Consider the following 23675-nt stretch of genomic DNA (forward strand, 5'->3'; position numbering starts at 1 on the left):
TATCGCCTACATCAAGTCGCCGAACGCACCGCGCCCTGCGTTTCACCGCTCGGTTGCAACTTGAACACGTAGAACAACACCGTCAGCAGCACCAGGAACGCCGGCCCCACGTACAGTGCCACGCGGGTGTCCGGGAAGTACGCCATCAGGCCGACCACCAGCACCAGAAACGCCAGCGCGAAATAAGAGCTGACCGGGTACAGCCACATCTTGTATTTCAATCCGGCACGTTCGCTGGCGCTCAAACCTTTGCGGAATTTCAGTTGCGCCAGCAGGATCATGACCCAGGTCCAGATCGCGCCGAAGGTGGCGATCGACGTCACCCAGACGAAGACTTTCTCCGGCACCAGGTAGTTGAGCAGCACACCGATCAACAAGGCGAAAATCGACAGCAGCAACGCCCGGCGTGGCACGCCGTTGGAGGTCTTGGCGAATCCGGCCGGGGCCTGGCCGTTCTGCGCCAGGCTGTAGAGCATGCGCCCGGTGCTGAAGATACCGCCGTTGCACGACGACAGTGCCGCCGTGATCACCACGAAGTTGATGATCCCGGCGGCGGTCTTGATGCCCAGACGTTCGAAGGTCATCACGAACGGGCTGCCTTGAGTGCCAATTTCGTTCCACGGGTAAATCGACAGGATCACGAACAACGCGCCCACGTAGAACAGCAGAATGCGCCAGAACACCGAGCCGATCGCATCGGGAATGGTCTTCTGCGGGTTCTTCGCTTCACCGGCGGTCAGGCCGATCATCTCGACACCGAGGTAGGCGAACATGACCATTTGCAGGGACATCAGCACCCCGGTCACGCCGTTAGGCATGAAGCCGCCATGGGCCCACAGGTTGGAAATCCCCAGCGCCACGCCGTCGTTGCCAAACCCGAAGGCAATGATGCCGACGCCGCCGATGACCATGGCGATGATGGTGACGATCTTGATCAGGGCGAACCAGAACTCGAATTCACCGAAGGCCTTTACCGCGATCAGGTTGATCGAACCCATGCTGACCAGCGCCGCCAGGGCCCAGATCCAGCGCGGCACATCGGGGAACCAGATGCCCATGTACACGGCGACCGCCGTGATTTCCGCGACGCAGGTCACCAGCCACAGGAACCAGTAGTTCCAGCCGGTGAGAAAACCCGCGAGCGGGCCGAGGTAATCCTGGGCATAGCGGCTGAACGAACCGGCCACCGGGTTGTGCACGGCCATCTCGCCGAGGGCGCGCATGATCACCAGGATCGCCAGGCCGCCGAGAATGTAGGAGAGCATGATCGCCGGACCGGCCATTTCAATGGCCTTGGCCGAACCCAGGAACAGGCCGACACCGATACAGGCGCCGAGCGCCATCAGGCGGATATGCCGTTCACCGAGTTCACGTTTGAGCGGGCCGCCGTGAGCGGTCTCGCCATGGGGCAGGTGATTGCCGACTGGCATAGGGATACAACCTCGTCTTGTTATTGGATATGACCGCCGAGCGGCGAAGCGTCGACCGATAGGCCTGAACTTCCCGAAACCGCGCCGGCCTCGTGGGCAAACGCGTCTCGCAGGTCCCGACCTGCAAGATCAGCGGGGGCGTGCAGTATAAAAAGCTTGTGACAGGGCTTTTCACTCTATAAGCCCTAACATTTAGCGGGAAATCTCGGCATTCCGCCGGTTTACGGAGAGGCATTACCTGGACTCCGTAGGATTTTTCCCCACTAAAAAGGCCAGCGAGTATTGCACAGCATTGGTGCATCGTCATGCCCTTGTGGTGAGGGGATTCATCCCCGAGGGCCTGCGCAGCAGGCCCAAGCTATTCAAAATCTGATCACCCCAGGTAAGGGCCGCTTCGCGACCCATCGGGGATAAATCCCCTCGCCACAGGTGACTTCAATTTTCCCAACCCCACCTGAAAAACGAAAATTCCTACGGCATTTACAGATCTCCCAAGAGCAATCCGCCGCTAGCCTTCAGACCTTGATTACTGAACGCAGGGAGCGAACATGCCAGTCAAACCAAATACCTACCGTCTTCGTTTAGGCCGACATTCCGAAACAGGCCGAGCCTATTTCGTCACTTCAGTTGTGTATGACCGCCAGCCGGTATTTTCCGACTGGCGCACAGGCCGTTTATTGGTTGCAGAGTTTCGCCATGCCCATGAACAAGGCTTAATAGAATCCATTGCGTGGGTGATCATGCCTGATCACTTTCATTGGCTGATGCAGTTGAGCAGCGGCAGTCTGGGCGCTGTTGTTGGCGCGGTTAAGGCGCGTTGCACCCAAACCGTTAACAGAAAAACCGGTCGTCGCGGCCGATTGTGGCAAACCGGTTTCCACGACCGGGCAATTCGTGACGGCGAAGACTTGAAACCGTTCGCCCGTTACATCATTGCCAATCCGCTACGAGCAGGATTGGTGGAGCGGATTGGCGATTACCCGCTTTGGGACGCCTGCTAGCTCTAGGTCCGTTACCGAAGCCCAATCATGGTGATTTATCCGAGGTAAGGGGATTTATCTGTGTTTTGGAGGTTATCTGTGGTGAGGGGATTTATCCCCTCACCACAGATAACCTCCACTCAAAACAGCCACCGACTTCAGTTTTGTTCAGATGACTTCCCCGCACATTTTTTTCCCCATCACCAACCACCGTCTAAGCTTCAGTCAAGTCCGATCAATCTGCGTGAATGGATCAATCGACTATGGGCGCTTTGTGGCAAACCGATTCGAGTAAAGCCGTGGTTCCGACTGAACGTGTGGATGAAGCGCCTGTCCCCCCCAAAAAACGCCGCAACCGGCATGGCTGGAAGGCGTTCTGGTTATTGCTGCTGATTATTGCCATCGTCGTGGGTCTGGCCGCGAGCAAGGAGATGCGCACCTCGCGTTTCCAGTCCCGGGAGCTGAGCCAGTACGCGGCGTCGCTCAAATATCAGCTGGAACCCGGCCCCAGCGAAGCGATCCGCTATCCGGGCAACGGGCCGTTCGATCTGCGTCTGGGCTACAGCTCCCTCGATGAATTCTTGCCGCGCCTGCTCAAGCGCGACTACGTGATCACCGAGCAGACGCGGTTTTCTCCGGCGCTGCTGAGCTACACCGACAAAGGCCTGTTCGTACCCTATGCGGAAAAGATCCAGGCCGGGCTGTCGATCACCGATTGCCGCGCCGCGCCGTTGTATCAGTACAAGTATCCGCAGCAGCTGTATTCGAGTTTTGCGGCCATTCCGCCGGTGGTGGTCAGCAGTTTGCTGTTCATCGAAAACCGCTTTCTGCTCGATCCCAAACAACCGCTGGCCAACCCGGCGGTGGACTGGCCGCGCTTCGGCATGGCCGCCTGGTCACAGGTGGCGAAGTTGCTGCACCTGCCGGGGCAATCGGCGGGCGGCAGCACTTTGGCGACGCAACTGGAGAAGTACCGGCACTCGCCCGATGGCCTGACGGTGTCCGGTGCGGAGAAGATCCGCCAGATGATTTCCGCCAGCGTGCGCGCCTATCAGCCCGGGCCGCAAACCCTCGGCGCGCGGCAGAACATCATCCGCGACTACCTCAACAGCGTGCCGCTCTCTGCCGTACCGGGGCATGGTGAGGTCCATGGCATGGCCGAAGGTTTGCGGGTCTGGTACGGCAGCGATTTCAACCAGGCCAATGCACAGCTGAACAGCTCGGCCACCGACCCGAAAACCATGGCCGACAAAGGCCTGGCCCTGCGCGAAATGCTCTCGCTGATGATCGCCCAGCGCCGTCCTTCGCACTACCTGACCAAGGGCCGTGAAGAACTCGCCGACCTCACCGACAGCCACTTGCGCCTGCTCAAGCAGAACGGCGTGATCGACAGCGCACTGGCCGATGCCGCGCTGGCGAGCAAGGTCACTTACCGCGACTGGCAGACCCAGCCGACCCTCCAGCCGATCGAAACCAACAAGGGCATCAGCGTTGCCCGCAGCCGTCTGGCGACAATGCTCAATCGCCCGCTGTACGACCTCGATCGGCTTGACCTGTCAGCCACCAGTACCTTGCAGGGCGATCTGCAAACCCAGGCCACCGACTACCTGAAAAAACTCGCCGATCCCGCGTTCGCCGGGCAGATCGGTCTGATTGGCGAACGCCTGCTCACCCCCACCAGCACCACCCAGGTGCGCTACAGCTTCACCCTGTTCGAACTGACCCCGGACGGCTCGCGGGTACGCGTGCAGACTGACAGCACCGATCAGCCGTTCGACATTAACGAGGGCAGCAAGCTGGAGCTCGGCTCGACGGCGAAAATGCGCGTGCTGACGACCTACCTGCAAATCATCTCCGAACTGCACGACAAGTACGGCGCCATGAGCGTGCCGGAACTGAAGAAAGTCGAAGTGCCGGATCAGGATCGTCTCAGCCAGTGGGTGATCGATTACCTGATCCAGAACAAGGATCACGACCTGTCGAAAATGCTCGGTGCCGCGCTCGACCGCAAATATTCCGCCAGCCCCGGCGAGGCGTTTTTCACCGGTGGCGGCCTGCATGTGTTCCATAACTTTCGCAAGGAAGACAACGGCCGCATGCCGACCTTGCGCGACGCCCTGCGCGAATCGATCAACCTGCCGTTCATTCGCCTGATGCGCGATGTGGTGCGCTACGTCACCTACTCCGGCCCCAACAGCAGCGCCGAATTGCTCAAGGACGACCGCGACCCGCGACGGCAGGAGTACCTGGCCAGTTTCGCTGACCGCGAAGGCACCTCGTTCCTGCTCAAGTTCTGGAAGAAGTACAAGAACAAGGACACCCAGGCGCGCCTCGACACCTTTCTCGACAGCATGCGTCCGACGCCGATCCGCATGGCCGCCGTGCATCGTTACTTGCTGCCCAATGCCAGTCAGGAAGACTTCAACAGCTTCGTGCGCGCGCACCTCAAAGGCGCCAAGCTCACCGAAAAACTCACCGACGATCGTCTGATCCGGCTGTACGACGCCTACGGCCCCGGCACCTACGATCTGCCGGATCAGGGCTTCATCGCCAAGGTGCACCCGCTGGACCTGTGGTTGATGGGCTACCTGCTGCACAACCCGGATGCCACCTTCAGCCAGGTCGTCAAGGCCAGCCAGTTCGAGCGCCAGGAGGTCTACAGCTGGCTGTTCAAGAGCAAGCACAAAGGCGCCCGTGACAGCCGCATCCGTACCATGCTCGAAATCGAGGCGTTCCTCGAGATTCACCAGCGCTGGCAGAAAGTCGGCTATCCGTTCGACCATCTGGTGCCGTCGCTGGCCACCGCCATTGGCAGCTCCGGCGATCGCCCGGCAGCACTCGCCGAGCTGATCGGCACCATCCTCAACGACGGCGTGCGCATGCCGACCCTGCGCATCGACAGCCTGCATTTTGCCGCCGGCACGCCTTATGAAACGCGCCTGACCAACGACCCGCATGTCGGTAAACGGGTGATGCCGTCGGAGGTCGCAACGGCGATGCGCGAAGCCCTTTCGCAAGTGGTGGACTCGGGCACGGCGAAACGGGTGTCCGGCAGTTTCAAGACCGCCGACGGCACACCGTTGGTGATGGGTGGCAAGACCGGCACCGGCGACAACCGCATCGAAGCCATCGGCTCCGGCGGGCGGATCCTCAGTTCCAAGTCGATCAACCGCACCGCGACCTTCGTGTTCTACATCGGCAACAACCACTTCGGCACACTCACCGCGTTCGTCCCCGGGCGTTCGGCGGAGAACTTCAAGTTCACCTCGGCGCTGCCGGTGCAGGTGCTCAAGGGCATGGCGCCGATCCTTTCACCGTACCTGCAGCCGGGTACGCATACCCTGTGCCAGCCCGACCCGCTGACCGCAGCACGTTAGGTTCGCTGCGGGGCGGTATCGGAGTATTTTTTGCCATTGAATTTCCGCTGTGTCGCGGCGTAAACCTGCCGTGCTTTCCACCTGTTTTTGCGCTTTTTTCGCGCCGGGTCATTTCTTAGTCTGATCGCTCCATTTTGATCAACGGACGATCAGGCCATGCCCAACCCTTCCCTGACACTGTATCGATCGCAGCAGACGCCTTCTGCCCAAGGTCATAAAAGTGTCCATTACGATCTGGTTAAAGACGCCCTTCCCGACTGGCTGTACAAGGCTTCGGCAGCACGGATCGAATCATTGAAAAACGTCACCCTGACCATGCCTGCATGGCATCGCAGCGCTGCGGCCAGCGAGCATCAACAGCTCAAGGATGAAATACGCCAGGCATGGATCGCGCAGAACAGCATCGATCGCGCGCTGAGCAATCTGCAGGATCCGCGCACCTTTGCCAGACCTTTGCTGCAACAGGCCCTGAAGACGCGCTTCGGTGTCGAGGACGACGTCGAAGACACCTGGGTACGGCTGTACATGCCGGCCAAGACCTCCTGGTGGGCGCATGACTTTGCCAACGGCACGCAAAGTCGCACGGTGTCGCTGCTGGACGCGGCATTGCACAACTTTTCCAGCGACGAAACGTTCGCTGCCGACTCCTGCTTTATCACCCGTCCCGATGCGCTCGGGCAGTTTTCGGTCAAGGCGCTCACGCACAGGATCAGCGTCGAGCAGTTCAAGGCATTGTGTCGCGAGCTGGATATCGGCGCGCGCTACCAGACCCACTTGCACGAGTTCGTGCTTTCGAAAAACCCGGTGGCCCGTCAATACCTGCAGATCAAGGTGACACGCAGCCAGAAACAGACATTGCGGGTCGCCGCGCGCATGGCCCTGCTTAAAGGCGACATCGACCGTCTGGCATTTGAAGTGGTGCAAGGCATGCTCGAAGACCGTGCCCAGGTACTGTGGCACGGCAAGGCTGTGCGCTATCACACGCTGACGATGATGGACACAGCACTGACAGGCATTGTCCTGATCTGCGCCGACCCGCTTGCCGCCACGCGGCCCGTGCCGGTTCTGGCCTATGTGCCCAACGACCCGGAACACCCGCTCAAGCAATATCCCGATTCACTGGCGTTCATGGCCGAGCTGACCCGCCAGTTGCGGGACACCTCAGCGTCCTCGTCCTACCAGCGGTTTTTCAGTCAGTTTGTCCCGCAGCGTCAGCGAGGCTATTTCTTCGCCCGATTGAACGAGCGCCTCAGTCATGTGACATGGCAGCCGACGCCCTCCGGGTCGAATTTGCCCAACTGGCGCGATACGCCTGTGGATCATCCCAACCTGCAATTTCGCGTGGCGCCGGTTCAACAGGATCGCGAAACACGCTTTACCGGTGACCTGTGGCAGTACCTCTACCAGCAGAAACTCAACAAGATGCTCAACGATGCCCGGGAGATTGCGATAGCCACCGAATACGCCGATCGTATGGCCCGCTGGGCATGGTGGGACAACCTGGAAAAAATCCTCACGGACATGCTCAATCTGGCGATGCTGGTGGCCGTGCCCTTCGCTCCCGAGCTGGGCGTATTGATGCTGGCCTATACCGCGTACCAGGTCACCGATCAGATTGTTGAGGGAATCGTCGACCTGGCCGAAGGTCACTTGGCCCAAGCCGGCGCTCAAGCCATCGGTGTGCTGGAAAGTATCGTGCAACTGGGGATTTTCGCTGCAGGTGCCGAATTGGGCAACGCGGCACTGGTCAAGCTCTCGCCGTTTTTTGAAAACCTGAAACCGGTAAAACTGGGCGACGGCCAGACACGCCTCTGGAACCCTGACCTCACTCCGTATCGCGTCACCGACCAGATACTGCCTGCCTCCATCCGTCCTGATGCGCAAGGCTTGCGCGTACTGGGCAACAAGCACGTGGTGAAACTGGATCAGCAGGTGTTCGAGGTGACCCGGGATCCGCTGAGCGGTGAACACCGGATTCGTCATCCACGCCGCCCCGACGCCTATGCGCCGACACTCAGGCACAACAGCCATGGCGCATGGGTCGGTGAGTCGGAAAACCCGCGTCAGTGGCAAGGCCCGCAGTTGATGCGCCGAATCGGCCATGCCACCGATGGATTCAGCGATGCGCAACTGGAACAGATTCGCCAGTTGACCGGCACCGACGAGAACATCCTGCGGCGCATGCATGTGGAAAACACCCCGCCCCCGCCTCTGCTCGCCGATACCCTCCTGCGCCTGGCAAGCCACCCGGCACCAAAGGACGTGGCGCAAGCTCTTTCTGCCCCGGCCGCCCGGGTACTGCGCGACTGCCCGCAACTGACGCCGGTGCTGGCCGAACGCGTGATTGGCCTGGCCCGTCCACTGGAGATGCAGCGGATCACTCTGCGACGGCAGGTGCCGCTGCGTCTGAAAACCCTGGCCCGCGAGCTGGAGTTTGAGGTGCAGTCGGTTCGAGCGGCGCAAGGGCTGCAGCGCGAAGCGCTGATCACGGTCGAGAGCGAACGCCTGGCCTTGGGCGCGTTGCGTCATCACAGCGATGCCTTTGGCGCGCTGCGGATCGACATCCGTGACGGAACATTCGACGGCTCCCTGCGCAGCAGTGCCGGCGTCGAGTCGGCCGAGCGGAACCGGGTGCTGGTGCGCACCGGCGAGAACCTTTATCAGGTGCGCGATGGCTCGAATCAACTGCTGCACCGGGCTTGCGGTCTGTATGAAGCGATTCTCCATGCGGGCGAACATCAGGGCCGCAGCGTACTGGGTTACAGCACCCGCGACGCCGCGCAGCTCAAACAATGGATCATTGCCAAAACCACCGCGCCGAGCGAACGGCGCACGGTGCTGGCCGAACCGCCGATCCGCCCCGTTGTTCAATTCGACACTCAACTGTTGGTGCGCGGAGGTGGTTTGAGCCGAGACGGCGAGAGCCTGCATGAACGTATCGAGGATCTGTATCCGCACTTCACGGCGCGCGAGGTCGATGCCTTTGCCCAGGCCTTGACCGAACAGGGCGAACCGCTCAAAGCCATCGAGGCAATGGAGAACGATCTGGAAGAACTGCGTGAAACGATCAATCGCTGGCGCTATCAGCAACCGGACACCTGGGGACCGGGCAGTCATCAGTTTCGCGATGGCGGCGGATTACATATCCACAACCGTCTGCTCGAATGTCTGGAACGCAAGACCGAAAACTTGGGGCAACGCACCGATCCATCCTCCTACGCGCTGGACCTGTCGCGCGAGATGCTTGCGCTGGATCTGGAAACCTGGTGGGCCAAACGTCCGGCGATGAAAAAATTTCTCGACAAGGTCACCGTACTCAAACTCGATAACACCCGATTTGCCACTGACTCCAGCGGTTTGCTCAAGGACTTCCCGCACCTGATCGAACTGAGCGCCAAAGGCTGTGATCTGACCCGTTTGCCAGAGCGCATCGGCACGTCCTTGCGCCGGCTCGAACGTTTGCGCCTGAGCGATAACAAGATTGTGCTGGATGCCGCTGCCGTCGAGCGTTTACGTACCCTGACGTATCTGGAGGTGCTCAAACTCGATGACAACCCGCTGGGGCTGTCGCCTAACCTGTCACGCATGCCCAGGCTCAAGGTGGTGGGCCTGAAGAACACCGGGCTGACCGCCTGGCCTGAAGGCATTCTGGCCAGGCCTCGTCCGCGTGGCCTGTTACTCGACCTGCGCGGCAATCCGCTGGCGACAATTCCGGAGGTGGTCAGCGGCTCCGAGGCACAGTGGCTGGTGGCCCGTACGCGCCTGGACGTGATCAGGCTCTCGGAGGTCAATCAGGTGATCTACCAGGCCCATCGACGCGCGGTGGGTCTGCCCGAGGAAACGCTTCTGCCGGCCGACCCGGTACGCAATTTCTCGATCATTTCCGCGTTTGGCGCCGATTATTGGAGCGACGTGCCCGGTTGGGGCATCAACCGCGAAACGCCTTGGTCGGAGCTGGTGGAAGAACCGGCTGCGCAACCGTTCATGGCGACGCTGCTCGGCGTACGCGAATTCGCCGACTATCGCGCCGGCGGTGAACTGCGCCAGCAACTGATGCAGCGAGTGTGGCGCATGCTCGACGCCGTGCACCACGACACTCGGTTGCGGGAAAAACTCTTCACCATGGTGGTCGCTCCGGTGGACTGCGCGGACGCCGGCGCTCAGTTGTTCAACCACATGGGCATCAACGTGCTGGCGTCCGAGGCCTACGCCTACGCGATCGGCCCCCGGGAACTGGAAAACAGACTGGTCAGCCTGGCCCAGGGCGCGGCGCGCCTGGAACAGGTGAACGACATTGCCCGGGCAGATGTCGAGAGCCGCGGTGGCACCCCGGACGATGTCGAAGTCTACCTGGCCTACCAGACCGGCCTGGCCAGACGCCTGGGCCTGCCCTGGCAGACCGAGTCCATGTTGTTCCGACCGGTGTCGGGCGTGACTGACGCGATGATTGATACAGCGTATGACACGGTGCTGGCACTGGGTGAAGGCGATGGTCTGGTGGACAAGATGCTCGAACAGGACTTCTGGCAGAACTACCTGCAAGAGCAGTTTCCCGCGCGCCTGGCATCGAACAAGCATCGCTACCTGAAGCTGTTCGAACAACTGGAAACCGTGCGCGAAGTGCAGCAGCAATGGCTGGATTCGACCACGGATCAACAGCGCACCGAGCGGCGCAACCGACTGCGCGAACTCGCTGCCGGTCTGCCGATCCCCGACACCGTGCTGTTCGCTGATACACCGATCAGCGAAGCGGCCTATAACCGCGTGCTGATCGATTTGGTGGACGAGGAAAAGGCTCTGGCCAGACGTTTGACTCGTGATGCCATGAGACGCGCCGGTCTGTAACGGTACACGCGCAGGCCCTATCGCAGGCGTGCGCCGCCGGCCCACCGGGCCAGCGCAGTCCCCGGTGGCAGAACGGCTGTCAGCCAGTCTGCCACCGGAAAAAGCGCAATGGCGGTCTTAGACACCCGAGGGAGGCGTGGCACTGAAGATCAGTTGTACGGTGCCATGGTACGTCCCGGGTTTATAGCCATCGGCGGGTACCTTCGGCTGGATCTCCAGTGCAAAGCGCCCGCCTTTACTGGCCTGAGCCGCCGAAACCACTTCCCGGGGGGTCGGGTCATGGCTCAACGGTTGCCCATTGAAACTGACCTGCAAAAAGATAGCGTCCCGCCCGTTGAACAGATAAGGCTCGGCATCCAGCCGCGCTTCGATCGCGCTGGTGCTGTGTTTGACATCGAAATTCTTGCGCAGCCCCTGCAAGGTCGAGGTATGGATATTCCACGGCAGCGTCTGCTGCAGATGAATCCAGTTGGCTTCGGCGGGAAGCACATAGAAGTCCAGAGTCGGTATATCCACCGACACCTCGAACGTGCGCGCTTCCCTGGCCGCGAACGCTTGCGCACTTGCCAGCGCCATCACGCTGCACAAAGCAATGGTCGATTGCTTGATCATGTCTGCTACCTGTTGCATCGAAAAAAGCGGCAGGGCGAATCCCCCTTTTGCCGCCGCGGGTTACTGGCTGGCGACACGCAGCGCTTTCCTGGCTGCACCTTCGACCAGGTTGAAACGGTATTCCCGGCCCGGTTTCTTCTCGAATTCGAACGACTTGCCAGCCAGGAGGTGGTGCTTGGTGGTCGGTTCGCAGTCGGTCTCGTTCTTTTGCGAGCAGTTGCGAAACTCATCGATCACCACCACCGTATTGCCGTTGTTACGCAGCCGATAAACCCCGGCACGGTCATCGATGACCGTGTCGAACCGAGCGTCTTTCGGCCGGACAAAGAACACCGTGCCAAACCCGGTCATGACATTGACGCCGGCCGAGAGGTTTTCCTTGTAAGCCTCGCGCTCTTCGCTGGAAACGGCGAACTGATCTTCCTTTTCCGGGACCACCGGCACAAAGCGCACCCGGAAATAGCGCTCGGTATCGCGCTTGCCCATCAGCACAAGACGGGTGGCCTGCATGCCGTTGGCCGGAACAATCAACCGCGCCGGACTGGCCATCAGTCCATCACGGCTGCTGCCATCGGCTTGCTGCCTGACCGGGACTTCGCGGTGACTGCCGTCAGCGTCGTAAATGATCTCCAGAATGTTGACCTTGACGAATGCGGTGCCGTCGCCGCTGTTGAATACCCGCTTGAGATAGGTGCTCTTGTCGCTGTCGAGGTAGTCGTAGACCGTTCCGACATTGATTTGCGGCCCGGCCTGAACACCTGCGCAACACAGGCTCAACCCCAGTAAAACCCATAGACCTTTCATACCTTTGAACCTCGTGAAGTTGAACATGGCGCTGGCACGCCTCATCGATCTACGGCCCATCAAATGTCCGAATCCCAGATCACCGTGATATTGCCGACGTAGGTGCCACCCACCCCGGGTATCAATATGATCGGCAGAACATATTCCGGGATTTCAAAGTGCAGGACGCCGGCTCCTCTATCCACATAAAAACCGGGCTGGAACTGTTGCGCGCTGGCTTGGCCGACACGCAGACGACGGCGGTTGACCGGTTGGCCGGAAAGGTCAGTCAACCCATTGGGCAACGTGACGCTGACCCGTACTTCGATGTAGTTGTCTGCCGAAGCCGGGTTTTGAATCACACATTCGAGCAGCCCGCGGGAGTCGCATTCCAGGTGCATCTTGAAACGCGATGAGGCCGAAATATGAAAAGGCTGATCGCGAAACAGTCGCACCGGTTTGCGTCCGGCCTGCAACCAGCTTTGCCAGCCACCGGCAGGCACCAGGCGAATTTTTTCGCCGCCCGGCGGAATGTCGACTTTCAAGGTGTGCTGAACTTCCAGGTTGAAATCCAGCGTCAGCTCGGTGTCGTCAGGAATCATCACGTCACCGAAATCGAAATCGCCTCTTGGTCCCATGCTGTATCTCAACGTACCGGTGTAATTGCCGGACGACATTTTCAGCGGGTCGGGTGTCCGTAATTCGTAGGCAAAATCGAGGTAGCCGTAAGTCATTCCGGGGATGTTGAACTGAGCAATTTTGGTGCAGGAACGTTCGTCGGGAACCTTCCAGAAAAAAGCGTAGGTTGACGCCCCGAGAAAGCCCACTCCGGTGGTGCCACAGGGAGGTGCCGGATTGACCCAGCCGTAGCCGTGCCACAGGCGGTTGTGACCCTCACTTGCGGTCGAGGAGCCCGTCAGACTGGCCGCTGAATGACTCAGCACATAGTTGGACCCCACCCCTGAGATACGCACTTCCAGATTGCGGGTTTCACCGGTTTCGGTATGGCTGACGGTCAAGGTGCGCCATGCCCCCGGCACTTTGAACATCGCACTGTTGCGCTGGCTGGCATTGGCCTGAATGGGCTGACTGGACTGCACCTGAGTCATCAGCCGCAGGCTGAAGGTATTGCTGTCGCGGCAGATTTGCGGGTAATACTCGCAGTACCCGGTGGAAGGTGTCTGATTGATGAACTCGTTTTTCTGCGGGTTGGCGGGATCGGGTTTGAACAGCGCTCGGATTTGCAGCGACGCCGCCTCAACGGGCGGTGCCGCCAACAACCCCAACAGACATAGCCACTGCCCACGGCGCAGCCAGCGCGACGCGCATTTTTTGAAGCTGACCATTCAACTGGCCTCCTGTCGTGTGAACGAGACGTCGGCCAATGTGTCGGGTGAGCAGCGCAGATCGCCGATCATCAGCACGTTGCTTTCACTGCGGTGTTTGTCGGTATCGAGCCGGAACTGGCACAACAACTGATCGGCGTAGCGCACTTCCAGGGTCGGTGAGCCGACATGCATCTCCATCGAGAAGAACCCGTCGACCTCGCTCACCCCACGGCTGGCGTGGTTGATCACGTGGTGGCCCTTGAGCGGCCGCCCTTGCGGATCGAGCAGACGTCCGAGCACGGTCACGGTTTTCATCACGCGCACCTTGCGGTACTCCACGCCCCCCTTGTTCAGGTGGTAGCGAGTGCGCGCCGGTTCGATGTTCGCGGCGGGGGCGTGGTTGCCCTGGAAGTCGAAGCTCACCGAGCTGTTCCTGTAGGCGGTCAGCGGGATGAAATTGCGCCCCGCCCGCAACGCCGCGCTGCCTGCGCCGAGATCGTCGGCACGCAAGGCAATGTCGTCGATGTCTGACTCGACATCGACGATCATCCCGGCGCCACGTCCCGGATGCTGGCTGGTCATGACCAGTTGCTGGCCTCCCATGACCACCGTGCTGTCGAGGTTGAGGCCGCCAGTGAAGTTGCCGTTATAGGACGAGCGCTGAAGAAAGCCGTCGCCATTGACCTGATCGGTACGAAAGCTGGCCAGACTCGCCAGGCCGACCCCGTATGTGTCGGTCAGCGCAGTGACCGACACGCTTTGCAGGACATGGTCCTGCAGGTCTTTGCGATAGCCGAACGAGCCATTGTTGTCGCGGCTGCCATCACGGGCGGTACGACTGCCGATACTGGCGGACAGTTGCTGGCCAGGCCCGCCCAGCGCCATGTTGATACTCAGGTCGATCCCGCGATTGCGTGCATCGCCACTGCTGTAACTGCCCGGCCGATCGAACAGCGACAGGCGCCAGTTGGCGTCACTGCCAAACAGCTCGGTGCGTTGTGTCCAGCTCAGGTCCATGCCCACGCCTTCGACGTTGCCTTCGCTGTGCGAGACCCGCGCACTCAGAGAGTTCTTGCGACTGATGCGGTGGTTGAGCGCCAGCGACGAATTGCTGGTTTCGCCGATGAACACGTTGCGCTGGCGTACGCGGGTGCCATCGGGCAGCGTGTCGTAGGTGTTGCGGGTGTCGAGCCAGCTGCGGTTGTGGCTGACCACCAGGCTGCCGGCGCCGTAGTTGTACAAGCCCTGCACATCGGCGCCGGTGCCGTGATCTTCGGTCTGGTAAAGGTTGGCGTAGAGGCTGATGCTGTCCGCCAGGCTCCAGTCGATCGAGCTGCCGTACTGCAACGTGTCGCTTACCTGGCGCGCCGACAGGCCGAGGATCACTCGCGGGTGCAACAAATAGTTGAGCGCGGCACCGACGGTGAGATCGCCGCTTTGCTGTTGCTCCCAATTGCTCAGCAGTTTGCTTTCCTGCCCGGCGAACACGTTGTAGCGCCAGCGCTCATCGAGGTTTTGCCAGTTGAGCGGTTTATAGACCAGCTCCTGAGTCGTCGAGGTGGTCTGGCCGTCTTCGATCAGGCGCACTTCCACCTCATAAATGCCACCGGGCAGCGGTCGGGTGTCGAGGGTCTGCAGACCGGCAGTGACTGACTGGGTGTTGATCAACAGCCCATCGCGATAGATTTCCACCGACGCCTGGCGATTGGCCGTGACGAAAATCGGGTAGACGCTGGGCCGCGGGCTGTCGACCGCCAGACTGTCGGAGCTGCCATACATCACGCCGACCGCCGTGTCCGGACTGGTGCCGAACGAACGGGGCTGGCGGGTCAGGCCTTCGGAATTGGGGGTGAAATAGCCCAGACGGAAAAAACTGCCCTGCAGTTCGCGCTGGGTGTAGAGCTCGTGCACCGCGTGATAGGTCTTGGTGTCCGGCCCGCCAAGGCGCGCCAGCTGCATATTGAGGGACTGGCTCCAGTTGCCGAGACTGGCACTGGCTTCCAGACCGAAACGTCCGCCCAGATCCTGATCCTGGCCGCCGTTGAGGTTCAGCTGATTGCGCAACATCAAGCCGTGGCTGCCACCTTCCGGCTGATCATGAAAACGCTGGACCTGCAGATCGCGCTCGGCGTTGGCAGTGGCGATCGACAGCAGCGAGTTTTGCAGGTTGTAATGCAACTCCAGCAATTGCTCGGGACACTGTCCGCTGCATTTGCCGAGGGCCACACCGGGTTTGAGAATGCTGGCCCACGTTTGCTGTTCGATTGCGCTGTAACGGCTGTCGCTGGTGTCAGTGAACTCAAGCAAGGTAATGCGATCATCGCGTGACAACACAATCATTGCCTCGCCCAGCGGTTGTTGATCAAGTTCGACACGAACCGCCAAAGGCACATCAAAGAAATGCTCTTCGAAGTCCGCCGGCAGACCTTTCGCCTGAGCCAGCAAACTTCGCGGGGTATTATCGACTGGAGGCGGCGCCGCCAGTACGCTGCTGCTAAAAAGCAACGCAAGCGCAGTCGCGATGGGCGTCATCGGATACATGAATTAATACTCTGATTACCGGAAGTAAAAGCCCGGCCGGGCAACTTGCAAGTTGCAAGTTGCAAATCGCCGACCGGTTACGCCACTTGAACAAGTAACGTCAGGTATTGCCGTTATTACTTACACCGAAGGTTCGACGACCAGCATGACCACACCGGTGTAATCGCCAGCGGCCGGTTTGGCACCGGTGGCGCTGATCTTGAACGGTGCGCGATAACGCGTATTGGACTCGGTATCACCCACCACTTCCTGCGAAGTGGTGGTCAGCGTCTTGCCGTTGAGTTCAACCTTCAGATCGATGGTCTGGTTGCCGGCGATCAGCTTCGGCACGCCTTCCAGACGCGCATGGACCTTGCCTGCGGTATGCAGCACATCGAAGTGGCCATTGACTTCGCGCATCGAAGCGGTCGCCGGGTTGTAGCTCATGTCCTGATCCTTGTTGACCAGATCGGCATCCACCGGCACCGCATAGAAGTCATCGGCCGGTACGTGCGCCACGATGCTGATCGAGTGCTTGGCTTCGGTCGCGGCAAACGCCATCGAGGCGCTCATGGCCAATACAGTCAGAGGGGCGGCAAAGGCGAGTTTCTTGAACATCATTGAGTACCTGTCTTATATAAATTAGTTGAGTCGTCAACCAGTCAAGGCAAACAGAACAGTCACGAGCAGTTCCTGTTCACCACTAACTTTCAACGCCGAAGCATGTTCAACCAATTTATCTTCAAAGTAAGCAGGCAACGTCCTGCGACCTTGTAGCCTGGACGCCATCAGATGAGAAAGAAAAAACTACAAAACTCAGGAAAGTTCTTGTCCGACTGTAAGATACCGGCTACAGCGCGCCACCCGAGTGACTGGACGCGCCACAACTTTGCAGCAACTTCCGTCAGACATGTACGACACTTTTCCGGAAATAAAGGGCGAAACAGAACATTAGAGACTCAGCACTAATCTGCGCCTTTGCCGGGGGATTTAATACTGCGTTTTCTTGATCATTTTCCGGTTTTTTTGGGCCGCAGATTCGATCGATCAGGTGAGCACCGTTGGTCAGGCCCCCTTGCATGACGGGTAAGATATATCTTAAGTTGTATCTAAACACGACGAGAGAGAAGGAAAATGAGAGACCATCATGCCCCCCATCACCACCGCGAACACGGCGACGGCCGTGACGGCTTCGAAAAACGCCCCGGCCGTGAACGCGGCGGACGCGGCCCACGGGTGTTCGCCCCGGGCGACCTGAAATTGTTGCTGCTGGCGCTGATCGCCGAGCAGCCGTGCCACGGCTACGACCTGATCCGCCAGATCGAAGGCATGTTCGACGGCGCGTACAGCCCAAGTCCCGGGGTGATCTACCCGACCCTGACTTTCCTCGAAGAAAGCGACCTGATCAGTGGCGACGCCGAAGCCGGCAAAAAGCGCTACAGCGTCACTGACGCCGGTCGTCTGTCTTTAAGTGAGCAAGCCGTCGCACTGGACGGTGTGCGCATGCGCATTGACGTCAGCAAACGTTCGTTGCGCGGCCACGACCGGCCGCCGGAAATACACGAGGCCGTGCACAACCTGCGCCATGCCCTGCAAATGCACCACGGCCGCTGGAGCGCCGAAGAAATCCTGCGTGTGCGTGACCTGCTCAACGACACCGCCAAAGCCATCGTCGACGGCCCCGCCGTTCAATCTGCCCCGGAGAAAGCCGAATGACTGCAGTCGATACCCAAACCATTCACCGCGTGATGCACGACATCAAACGCCGCAAGCTCGAAGTGCTGCGCGTGGTCGACCTGACCCCGCGCATGCGCCGCATCACCCTCGGCGGCCCGGAGCTGGCCGGGTTCATCAGCCTGGGCACCGACGATCACGTCAAACTGCTGTTCCCGCAGAACGCCGAACAGGCAGCAGCGCTGGAGACCATGGTGCTCGGCGCGGGCAAGGACAATGGCCCGATGCCCGAGATGCGCGACTACACCCCGCGTCGCTATGACCTGGAAAAACTCGAGCTGGACATCGACTTCGTCCTGCACGGCGACGGCCCTGCCTCGACTTGGGCCGAACAGGCCAGGCCAGGGCAATTCCTGCACATCGGCGGCCCGCGCGGCTCGATGATCGTGCCGGACATCTTCGACAGCTACCTGCTGATCGGCGACGAAACCGCCCTGCCCGCCATCGCCCGACGCCTCGAAAGTCTGGCGGCCAATCGCAAGGCACTGGTGGTGATCGAGGTGGAGAACGGTGCCGAGCAACAGGTGCTGGAGAGCGCGGCGCAGGTCAACGTGATCTGGGTGCTGCGCGAAGGTGGCAAGGACAACCTGCTGACCACCGTCAGACAGCTGCAGGTGCCCAAGGGCAATCTGTATGCGTGGGTGGCGACCGAGACCAAAGTCTCGCGGCAGATCCGCCGGGTGCTGCTGGATGAGCATGGGCTCAATGAACAGTTCGTCAAAGCCGTGGGCTACTGGCGGGCCGAGGGTTCCGCAGAAGAGTGATTTGCCCTGTAGGAGCTGCCGCAGGCTGCGATCTTTTGATCTTGTTTTTGAACAATCAACGTCAAAAGATCGCAGCCTGCGGCAGCTCCTACAGGTGCTTTAACTTCGTGCAAATCTCCAGCGATCCAAGCCGATCACCAGCAAGCCAATCAGCACAAACCCCACCATTAACCCTCCGGCATTGATGAACACCTGTGCATAACCGAGCAGTGCCACATCAATGAACGGATACGCGTACGCGCCGAGCTGATGCCCGCGCAGCAACGCGTAAACGAAATACACCAGCGGGTAAATCAGCCACAGCGGCAAGTGCCACAGGCGCAACGTGCCTTTGGGTACGCAAAACCACCAGTAGCCGAGAAACAGCAGCGGCATCACGTCGTGCAGCAGTTCGTCAGCGATAAACTGCCAGCCCTGCGGATGCCACAAATGCCGCAGCAGAATGCTGTAAGCGAGACCGACCACGGCGATGCTCACGGCAATCCCGCTGCTGACCCACGGCCGCAGAAACCAGCGTTGCGCGGCGGATTCACGCCGGGTAACCGCGCAGGTCAGCACGCTCGCCACCAGGGTGTTGGTCAATACGGTGAAGTAGCTGAAAAAACTCACCAGCCCGCCCAGCAGGCTGGCGTCGACACTCAGCCGTGCGAGGAAAATCAGGTACAGCTGAATGCTCAGCCCGGCCCAACCGAGGCTGGCGATGACGGTGATCAGGCGTCGCCGCATAACGGCGTCCATCTCAGAGCGGTCGCTTGGTGCGCATCAGTTTCACGTACAAGCGCTCGACCTTCTCCCGTGCCCAAGGCGTTTTGCGCAGGAACGTCAGGCTCGACTTGATGCTCGGATCGCTCTTGAAGCAGCGGATATCGATACGCTCGGCCAACCCCGACCACTCGTAATGCGCCACCAGCGCATTGAGGATCTGTTCGAGGGTGACGCCATGCAGCGGATCAGGAGAGTGGTCGTTCATGCCAAGCCTTTGGACGGAGTGAAAATGCACAAGCCGCGCACCTTAGCCGAGGGGCCGGTCAGGTGGAAGGCCTAGCATCAAATGTAGGCCAACCGGAGAAGATCGCAGCCTGTGATCCGCGCCACAATGCGCCCGTTTGACGCACTGTTACCGAATCCGAAACGCTGCATGTCTGCAAAAGCCCTTTGTCTTTTTGTTGCAGATCATTATCCTGCCGCCCTTCAGCTGAATCGCTTCACTGCCTGCGTCAAATTGAAGCGCTCAGTTCACCCCCAGAAAACATCAAAAAAGACTGATCCATGCCTGATTTTTCCTTCTCCCGAGACAGCGCTATCTCAGCCCTGCGCCTGCTCGGTGGCTGCACCGCGCTCGGCTTCGTCACCTGTGCCCAGGCGACCCCCGCCTTCGACAGCGACTCACCGTGGATGCTCGGTGACTGGAACGGCACCCGTAGCGAACTCGCGGAAAAAGGCTACGACTTCAAACTCGATTACACCGGCGAAATGGGCAGCAACCTGCACGGCGGCTACGACCACGATCGCACCGCGCGCTACAGCGATCAGTTCGGTCTGGGCACGCACCTGGACCTGCAAAAAATCCTCGGCTGGGACGATGCCGAATTTCAGCTGACCCTCACCAAGCGCAGCGGCAACAACATCAGCAACGACCGGATCAACGATCCACGCGTGGGCGGCTTCACTTCGGCCCAGGAAGTCTGGGGCCGTGGCCAGACCACGCGCCTGACGCAGATGTGGTACCAGCAGAAATTCTTCGACCAGAAGCTCGACATCAAGGTTGGCCGTTTCGGAGAAGGCGAAGACTTCAACAGCTTCCCGTGCGACTTCCAGAACCTGGCGTTCTGCGGTTCGCAGGTCGGCAACTGGGTCGGCGGCATCTGGTACAACTGGCCAGTCAGCCAGTGGGCGCTGCGGGTCAAATATCACCTGACCCCAGAGTTGTACGCGCAGGTCGGCGCTTACGAGCAGAACCCGTCGAACCTCGATCGCGGCAACGGTTTCAAACTCAGCGGCAGCGGCACTCAGGGCGCCGTGCTGCCGGTGGAGCTGGTGTGGACGCCAAAGCTCAATGGCCTGCCGGGCGAATACCGCGCCGGTTACTACTACAGCAGCGCCAAGGCCTCTGACGTCTATAAAGACCAGAACGGCCAGCCTGCCGCGCTGAGCGGCGAAGCCTACCGCAGCGCGTCGAGCAAACACGGCGTGTGGTTCGGCGCGCAGCAGCAAGTCACCAGCATTGCCAGCGATCATTCGCGCGGCTTGAGCGTGTTCGCCAACGCGACGATGCACGACAAGAAAACCAACGCGATCGACAACTACGTGCAGGCCGGCGTCGTCTACAAAGGCCCGTTCGATGCCCGCGCCAAGGACGACATCGGTTTCGCCCTGGCCCGCGTGCACGTCAACCCGGCCTTCCGCAAAAACGCCGAAGCGAGCAATCAGGCGCAGGCGGTCTACGACTACGACGACCCGTCCTTCCTGCCACCGCAGGACACCGAATACAGCGCCGAACTGTATTACGGCGTGCACCTCGCCAACTGGCTGACCGTGCGCCCTAACCTGCAGTACATCCGCCATCCCGGTGGCGTGAACGACGTGGATGACGCGCTGATCGCGGGGATCAAGATCCAGTCGTCGTTCTAAAAAACACTGAAGAAACCTGTGGGAGCTGGCTTGCCAGCGATGCGATTTCACATTCGACATTATCGTCGGCTGACACTCCGCCATCGCTGGCAAGCCAGCTCCCACAGGGATCGGGAAAAATTCGTTAGCTAGACAAGTTTTTATCTGAACCATACCTGCGCCCAATCGTCATCTAAAGTGACTACAGCGCGGGACTACATAAACGTCACGGAGAATCACACTATGAGCACCGAAAGTGCTTCGAGTCGGGGCCGTCTGCTACCGAGCCTGCTCGGCATTCTGCTTCTACTGATGGGCCTGGCCATGCTGGCCGGAGGGGTCAAGCTGAGCATGCTCGGCGGCTCGCTGTACTACCTGCTGGCCGGTATCGGCATTGCGCTGAGCGGCATTCTGTTGCTGCTGCGCCGTCGTGCAGCGCTGGGCCTGTACGCCATCGTGCTGTTCGCCAGCACGGTCTGGGCCCTGTGGGAAGTCGGTCTGGACTGGTGGCAACTGGTGCCGCGCCTGGCCCTGTGGTTCGTCCTCGGCATCGTGATGTTGCTGCCGTGGTTCCGTCGTCCGCTGCTACTCAATGGCCCGGCGCCGCTGGGCACCGGTGGTCTGAGCGTGGCCGTGGTTCTGGCCGGCGTCACTGCCCTGGCCAGCCTGTTCACCCACCCGGGCGAAACCTTTGGCGAACTGGGCCGCGACACCGCGGACATGACCAGCACCGCACCGCAAATGCCTGACGGCGACTGGCAGGCTTACGGCCGTACCGAATTCGGCGACCGTTACTCGCCGCTGAAGCAGATCACTCCGGCCAACGTCGGCAAGCTGCAAGAAGCCTGGCGCATCCAGACCGGCGACCTGCCAACCGCAGATGACCCGGTCGAGCTGACCAACGAAAACACCCCGCTCAAAGCCAACGGCATGCTCTATGCGTGCACCGCGCACAGCAAAGTGCTGGCGCTGGACCCGGACACCGGCAAGGAAATCTGGCGCTTCGATCCGCAGATCAAGAGCCCGGTGGGCTTCAAGGGCTTCGCCCACATGACCTGCCGTGGCGTGTCGTACTACGACGAAGCGGCTTACGCCAAGTCTGAAAACGCCGCGTCCGCCGTCATCTCCGAAGCCGGCAAAGCCGTTGCTCAGGCCTGCCCGCGTCGCCTGTACCTGCCAACCGCCGATGCCCGCCTGATCGCGCTGAACGCCGACACCGGCAAGATCTGCGAAGGCTTCGGCAACAACGGCGTGGTCGACCTGACCCAAGGCATCGGCCCGTTCACCGCCGGTGGCTACTACTCCACCTCGCCAGCGGCGATTACCCGTGATCTGGTGATCATGGGCGGTCACGTTACCGACAACGAATCGACCAACGAGCCATCGGGCGTGATCCGTGCCTTCGATGTGCGCGACGGTCACCTGGTGTGGAACTGGGACAGCGACAAGCCGGACGCCACCGAGCCATTGGCCCCGGGCGAAACCTACAGCCGCAACTCGGCCAACATGTGGTCGCTGGCCAGCGTCGACGAAAAACTCGGCATGGTTTACCTGCCACTGGGCAACCAGACTCCAGACCAGTGGGGCGCAGACCGCACCCCAGGCGCCGAGAAATTCAGCGCCGGCATCGTCGCCCTCGACCTGGCCACCGGTAAAGTGCGCTGGAACTACCAGTTCACTCACCACGACCTGTGGGACATGGACGTTGGCAGCCAGCCAACCCTGCTCGACATGAAAACCGCCGACGGTGTGAAACCGGCACTGATCGCTCCGACCAAACAGGGCAGCCTGTACGTCCTCGACCGTCGTGACGGCACGCCGATCATCCCGATCAAGGAAATCCCGGTACCGCAAGGCGCCGTGAAAGGCGACCACACCGCACCGACCCAGGCCCGTTCGGACCTCAACCTGCTGGCCCCGGAACTGACCGAAAAAGCCATGTGGGGCGCCAGCCCGTTCGACCAGATGCTGTGCCGCATCCAGTTCAAGGAACTGCGCTACGAAGGCCAATACACGCCTCCGTCGGAACAGGGCAGCCTGATCTATCCGGGTAACGTCGGCGTGTTCAACTGGGGCGGCGTCTCGGTCGACCCGGTTCGCCAGATGCTGTTCACCAGCCCGAACTACATGGCCTTCGTCTCGAAAATGGTGCCACGCGAGAAAGTCGCCGCCGGCAGCAAACGCGAAAGCGAAACCGCTGGCGTGCAGCCAAACACCGGCGCGCCCTACGCGGTGATCATGCACCCGTTCATGTCGCCATTCGGCGTACCGTGCCAGGCCCCGGCCTGGGGCTACGTTGCCGGCATCGACCTGACCACCGGCAAAGTCGTGTGGAAACGCAAGAACGGCACCAGCCGCGACAGCTCGCCAATCCCGATCGGCTTCACCCTGGGCGTGCCAAGCATGGGCGGCTCGATGGTGACTGCCGGCGGCGTCGGCTTCCTCAGCGGCACCCTCGACCAGTACCTGCGCGCCTACGACGTGAACACCGGTAAAGAACTGTGGAAATCGCGTCTGCCGGCTGGCGGCCAAGCGACTCCGATGACCTATACCGGCAAGGACGGCAAGCAATACGTGCTGCTCGTTGTGGGCGGTCACGGCTCGCTGGGCACCAAGATGGGTGACTACGTGATTGCATACAAACTGCCGGAATAAGTTTTAGCGGCGGTAATAGAAAGGCGATGCTCCGTGA

15 protein-coding genes are annotated in these 23675 nt (G+C 60.5%); 7 read left to right on the top strand and 8 right to left on the bottom strand.

Features of this window, described 5'->3' with window-relative positions; all coding sequences use genetic code 11:
• Nucleotides 1-11: 11 nt before the first annotated feature.
• Nucleotides 12-1430, bottom strand: coding sequence for an amino acid permease (locus AC193Q_RS14430; protein WP_095668395.1), 1419 nt, complete (start codon nucleotides 1428-1430; stop codon nucleotides 12-14).
• Nucleotides 1431-1978: 548 nt separating this feature from the next.
• On the opposite strand from AC193Q_RS14430, the gene AC193Q_RS14435 reads away from it, so the two are divergent.
• From AC193Q_RS14435 to AC193Q_RS14445, 3 genes are all read left to right on the top strand, one after another.
• Nucleotides 1979-2431 (top strand): REP-associated tyrosine transposase, encoded by a 453-nt coding sequence (locus AC193Q_RS14435; protein ID WP_121187014.1) that lies wholly within the window; start codon nucleotides 1979-1981, stop codon nucleotides 2429-2431.
• 242 nt (nucleotides 2432-2673) lie between these two features.
• Nucleotides 2674-5787 carry a transglycosylase domain-containing protein gene (locus AC193Q_RS14440; RefSeq protein ID WP_121187016.1) on the top strand — a complete coding sequence of 1038 codons (3114 nt, stop codon included), beginning with the start codon at nucleotides 2674-2676 and terminating at the stop codon, nucleotides 5785-5787.
• Between the two features lie 156 nt (nucleotides 5788-5943).
• Nucleotides 5944-10632, top strand: a complete 4689-nt coding sequence (locus AC193Q_RS14445) for a dermonecrotic toxin domain-containing protein (protein WP_121187018.1) — start codon at nucleotides 5944-5946, stop codon at nucleotides 10630-10632.
• 117 nt (nucleotides 10633-10749) lie between these two features.
• Here AC193Q_RS14445 and AC193Q_RS14450 read toward each other — a convergent pair whose 3' ends face one another.
• From AC193Q_RS14450 to AC193Q_RS14470, 5 genes are all read right to left on the bottom strand, one after another.
• A complete protein-coding gene (locus tag AC193Q_RS14450) occupies nucleotides 10750-11244 on the bottom strand; it encodes a CS1 type fimbrial major subunit (RefSeq protein WP_047296272.1) in 495 nt (164 codons plus the stop codon).
• A 60-nt stretch (nucleotides 11245-11304) separates the two neighbouring features.
• The gene (locus AC193Q_RS14455; RefSeq protein ID WP_047296274.1) at nucleotides 11305-12048 is read right to left on the bottom strand and encodes a pilus assembly protein; all 744 of its coding nucleotides are present in this window, start codon (nucleotides 12046-12048) and stop codon (nucleotides 11305-11307) included.
• A gap of 59 nt (nucleotides 12049-12107) precedes the next feature.
• Entirely contained in the window at nucleotides 12108-13373 is a 1266-nt protein-coding gene (locus AC193Q_RS14460; RefSeq protein WP_095668390.1) for a hypothetical protein, read from the bottom strand.
• Complete coding sequence (locus AC193Q_RS14465; protein ID WP_121187023.1) at nucleotides 13374-15896, bottom strand: CS1-pili formation C-terminal domain-containing protein; 2523 nt, start codon at nucleotides 15894-15896, stop codon at nucleotides 13374-13376. It abuts the gene before it with no gap.
• 120 nt (nucleotides 15897-16016) lie between these two features.
• A complete protein-coding gene (locus AC193Q_RS14470) occupies nucleotides 16017-16493 on the bottom strand; it encodes a CS1 type fimbrial major subunit (RefSeq protein WP_174376817.1) in 477 nt (158 codons plus the stop codon).
• Nucleotides 16494-17009: 516 nt separating this feature from the next.
• Between AC193Q_RS14470 and AC193Q_RS14475 the strand changes: the two genes are divergently transcribed.
• The gene (locus AC193Q_RS14475) at nucleotides 17010-17591 is read left to right on the top strand and encodes a PadR family transcriptional regulator (protein ID WP_047296280.1); all 582 of its coding nucleotides are present in this window, start codon (nucleotides 17010-17012) and stop codon (nucleotides 17589-17591) included.
• On the top strand, nucleotides 17588-18373 hold the full coding sequence (locus AC193Q_RS14480) for a siderophore-interacting protein (RefSeq protein ID WP_047296282.1): 786 nt from the start codon (nucleotides 17588-17590) through the stop codon (nucleotides 18371-18373). Before AC193Q_RS14475 ends, AC193Q_RS14480 begins: the two co-directional genes overlap by 4 nt.
• Nucleotides 18374-18472: 99 nt before the next feature.
• Here the strand turns inward: AC193Q_RS14480 and AC193Q_RS14485 are convergent, their stop codons facing one another.
• Entirely contained in the window at nucleotides 18473-19111 is a 639-nt protein-coding gene (locus AC193Q_RS14485; protein ID WP_121187025.1) for a Pr6Pr family membrane protein, read from the bottom strand.
• 1 nt (nucleotide 19112) lies between these two features.
• Nucleotides 19113-19343, bottom strand: a complete 231-nt coding sequence (locus AC193Q_RS14490) for a VF530 family protein (protein ID WP_041068262.1) — start codon at nucleotides 19341-19343, stop codon at nucleotides 19113-19115.
• A gap of 299 nt (nucleotides 19344-19642) precedes the next feature.
• On the opposite strand from AC193Q_RS14490, the gene AC193Q_RS14495 reads away from it, so the two are divergent.
• Both AC193Q_RS14495 and AC193Q_RS14500 read left to right on the top strand, forming a co-directional pair.
• Entirely contained in the window at nucleotides 19643-21004 is a 1362-nt protein-coding gene (locus AC193Q_RS14495) for a carbohydrate porin (RefSeq protein ID WP_095668387.1), read from the top strand.
• A gap of 222 nt (nucleotides 21005-21226) precedes the next feature.
• Entirely contained in the window at nucleotides 21227-23638 is a 2412-nt protein-coding gene (locus AC193Q_RS14500) for a glucose/quinate/shikimate family membrane-bound PQQ-dependent dehydrogenase (protein WP_121187027.1), read from the top strand.
• Nucleotides 23639-23675: the final 37 nt, after the last annotated feature.

The sequence above is a fragment of the Pseudomonas sp. F2 genome (assembly GCF_057174385.1).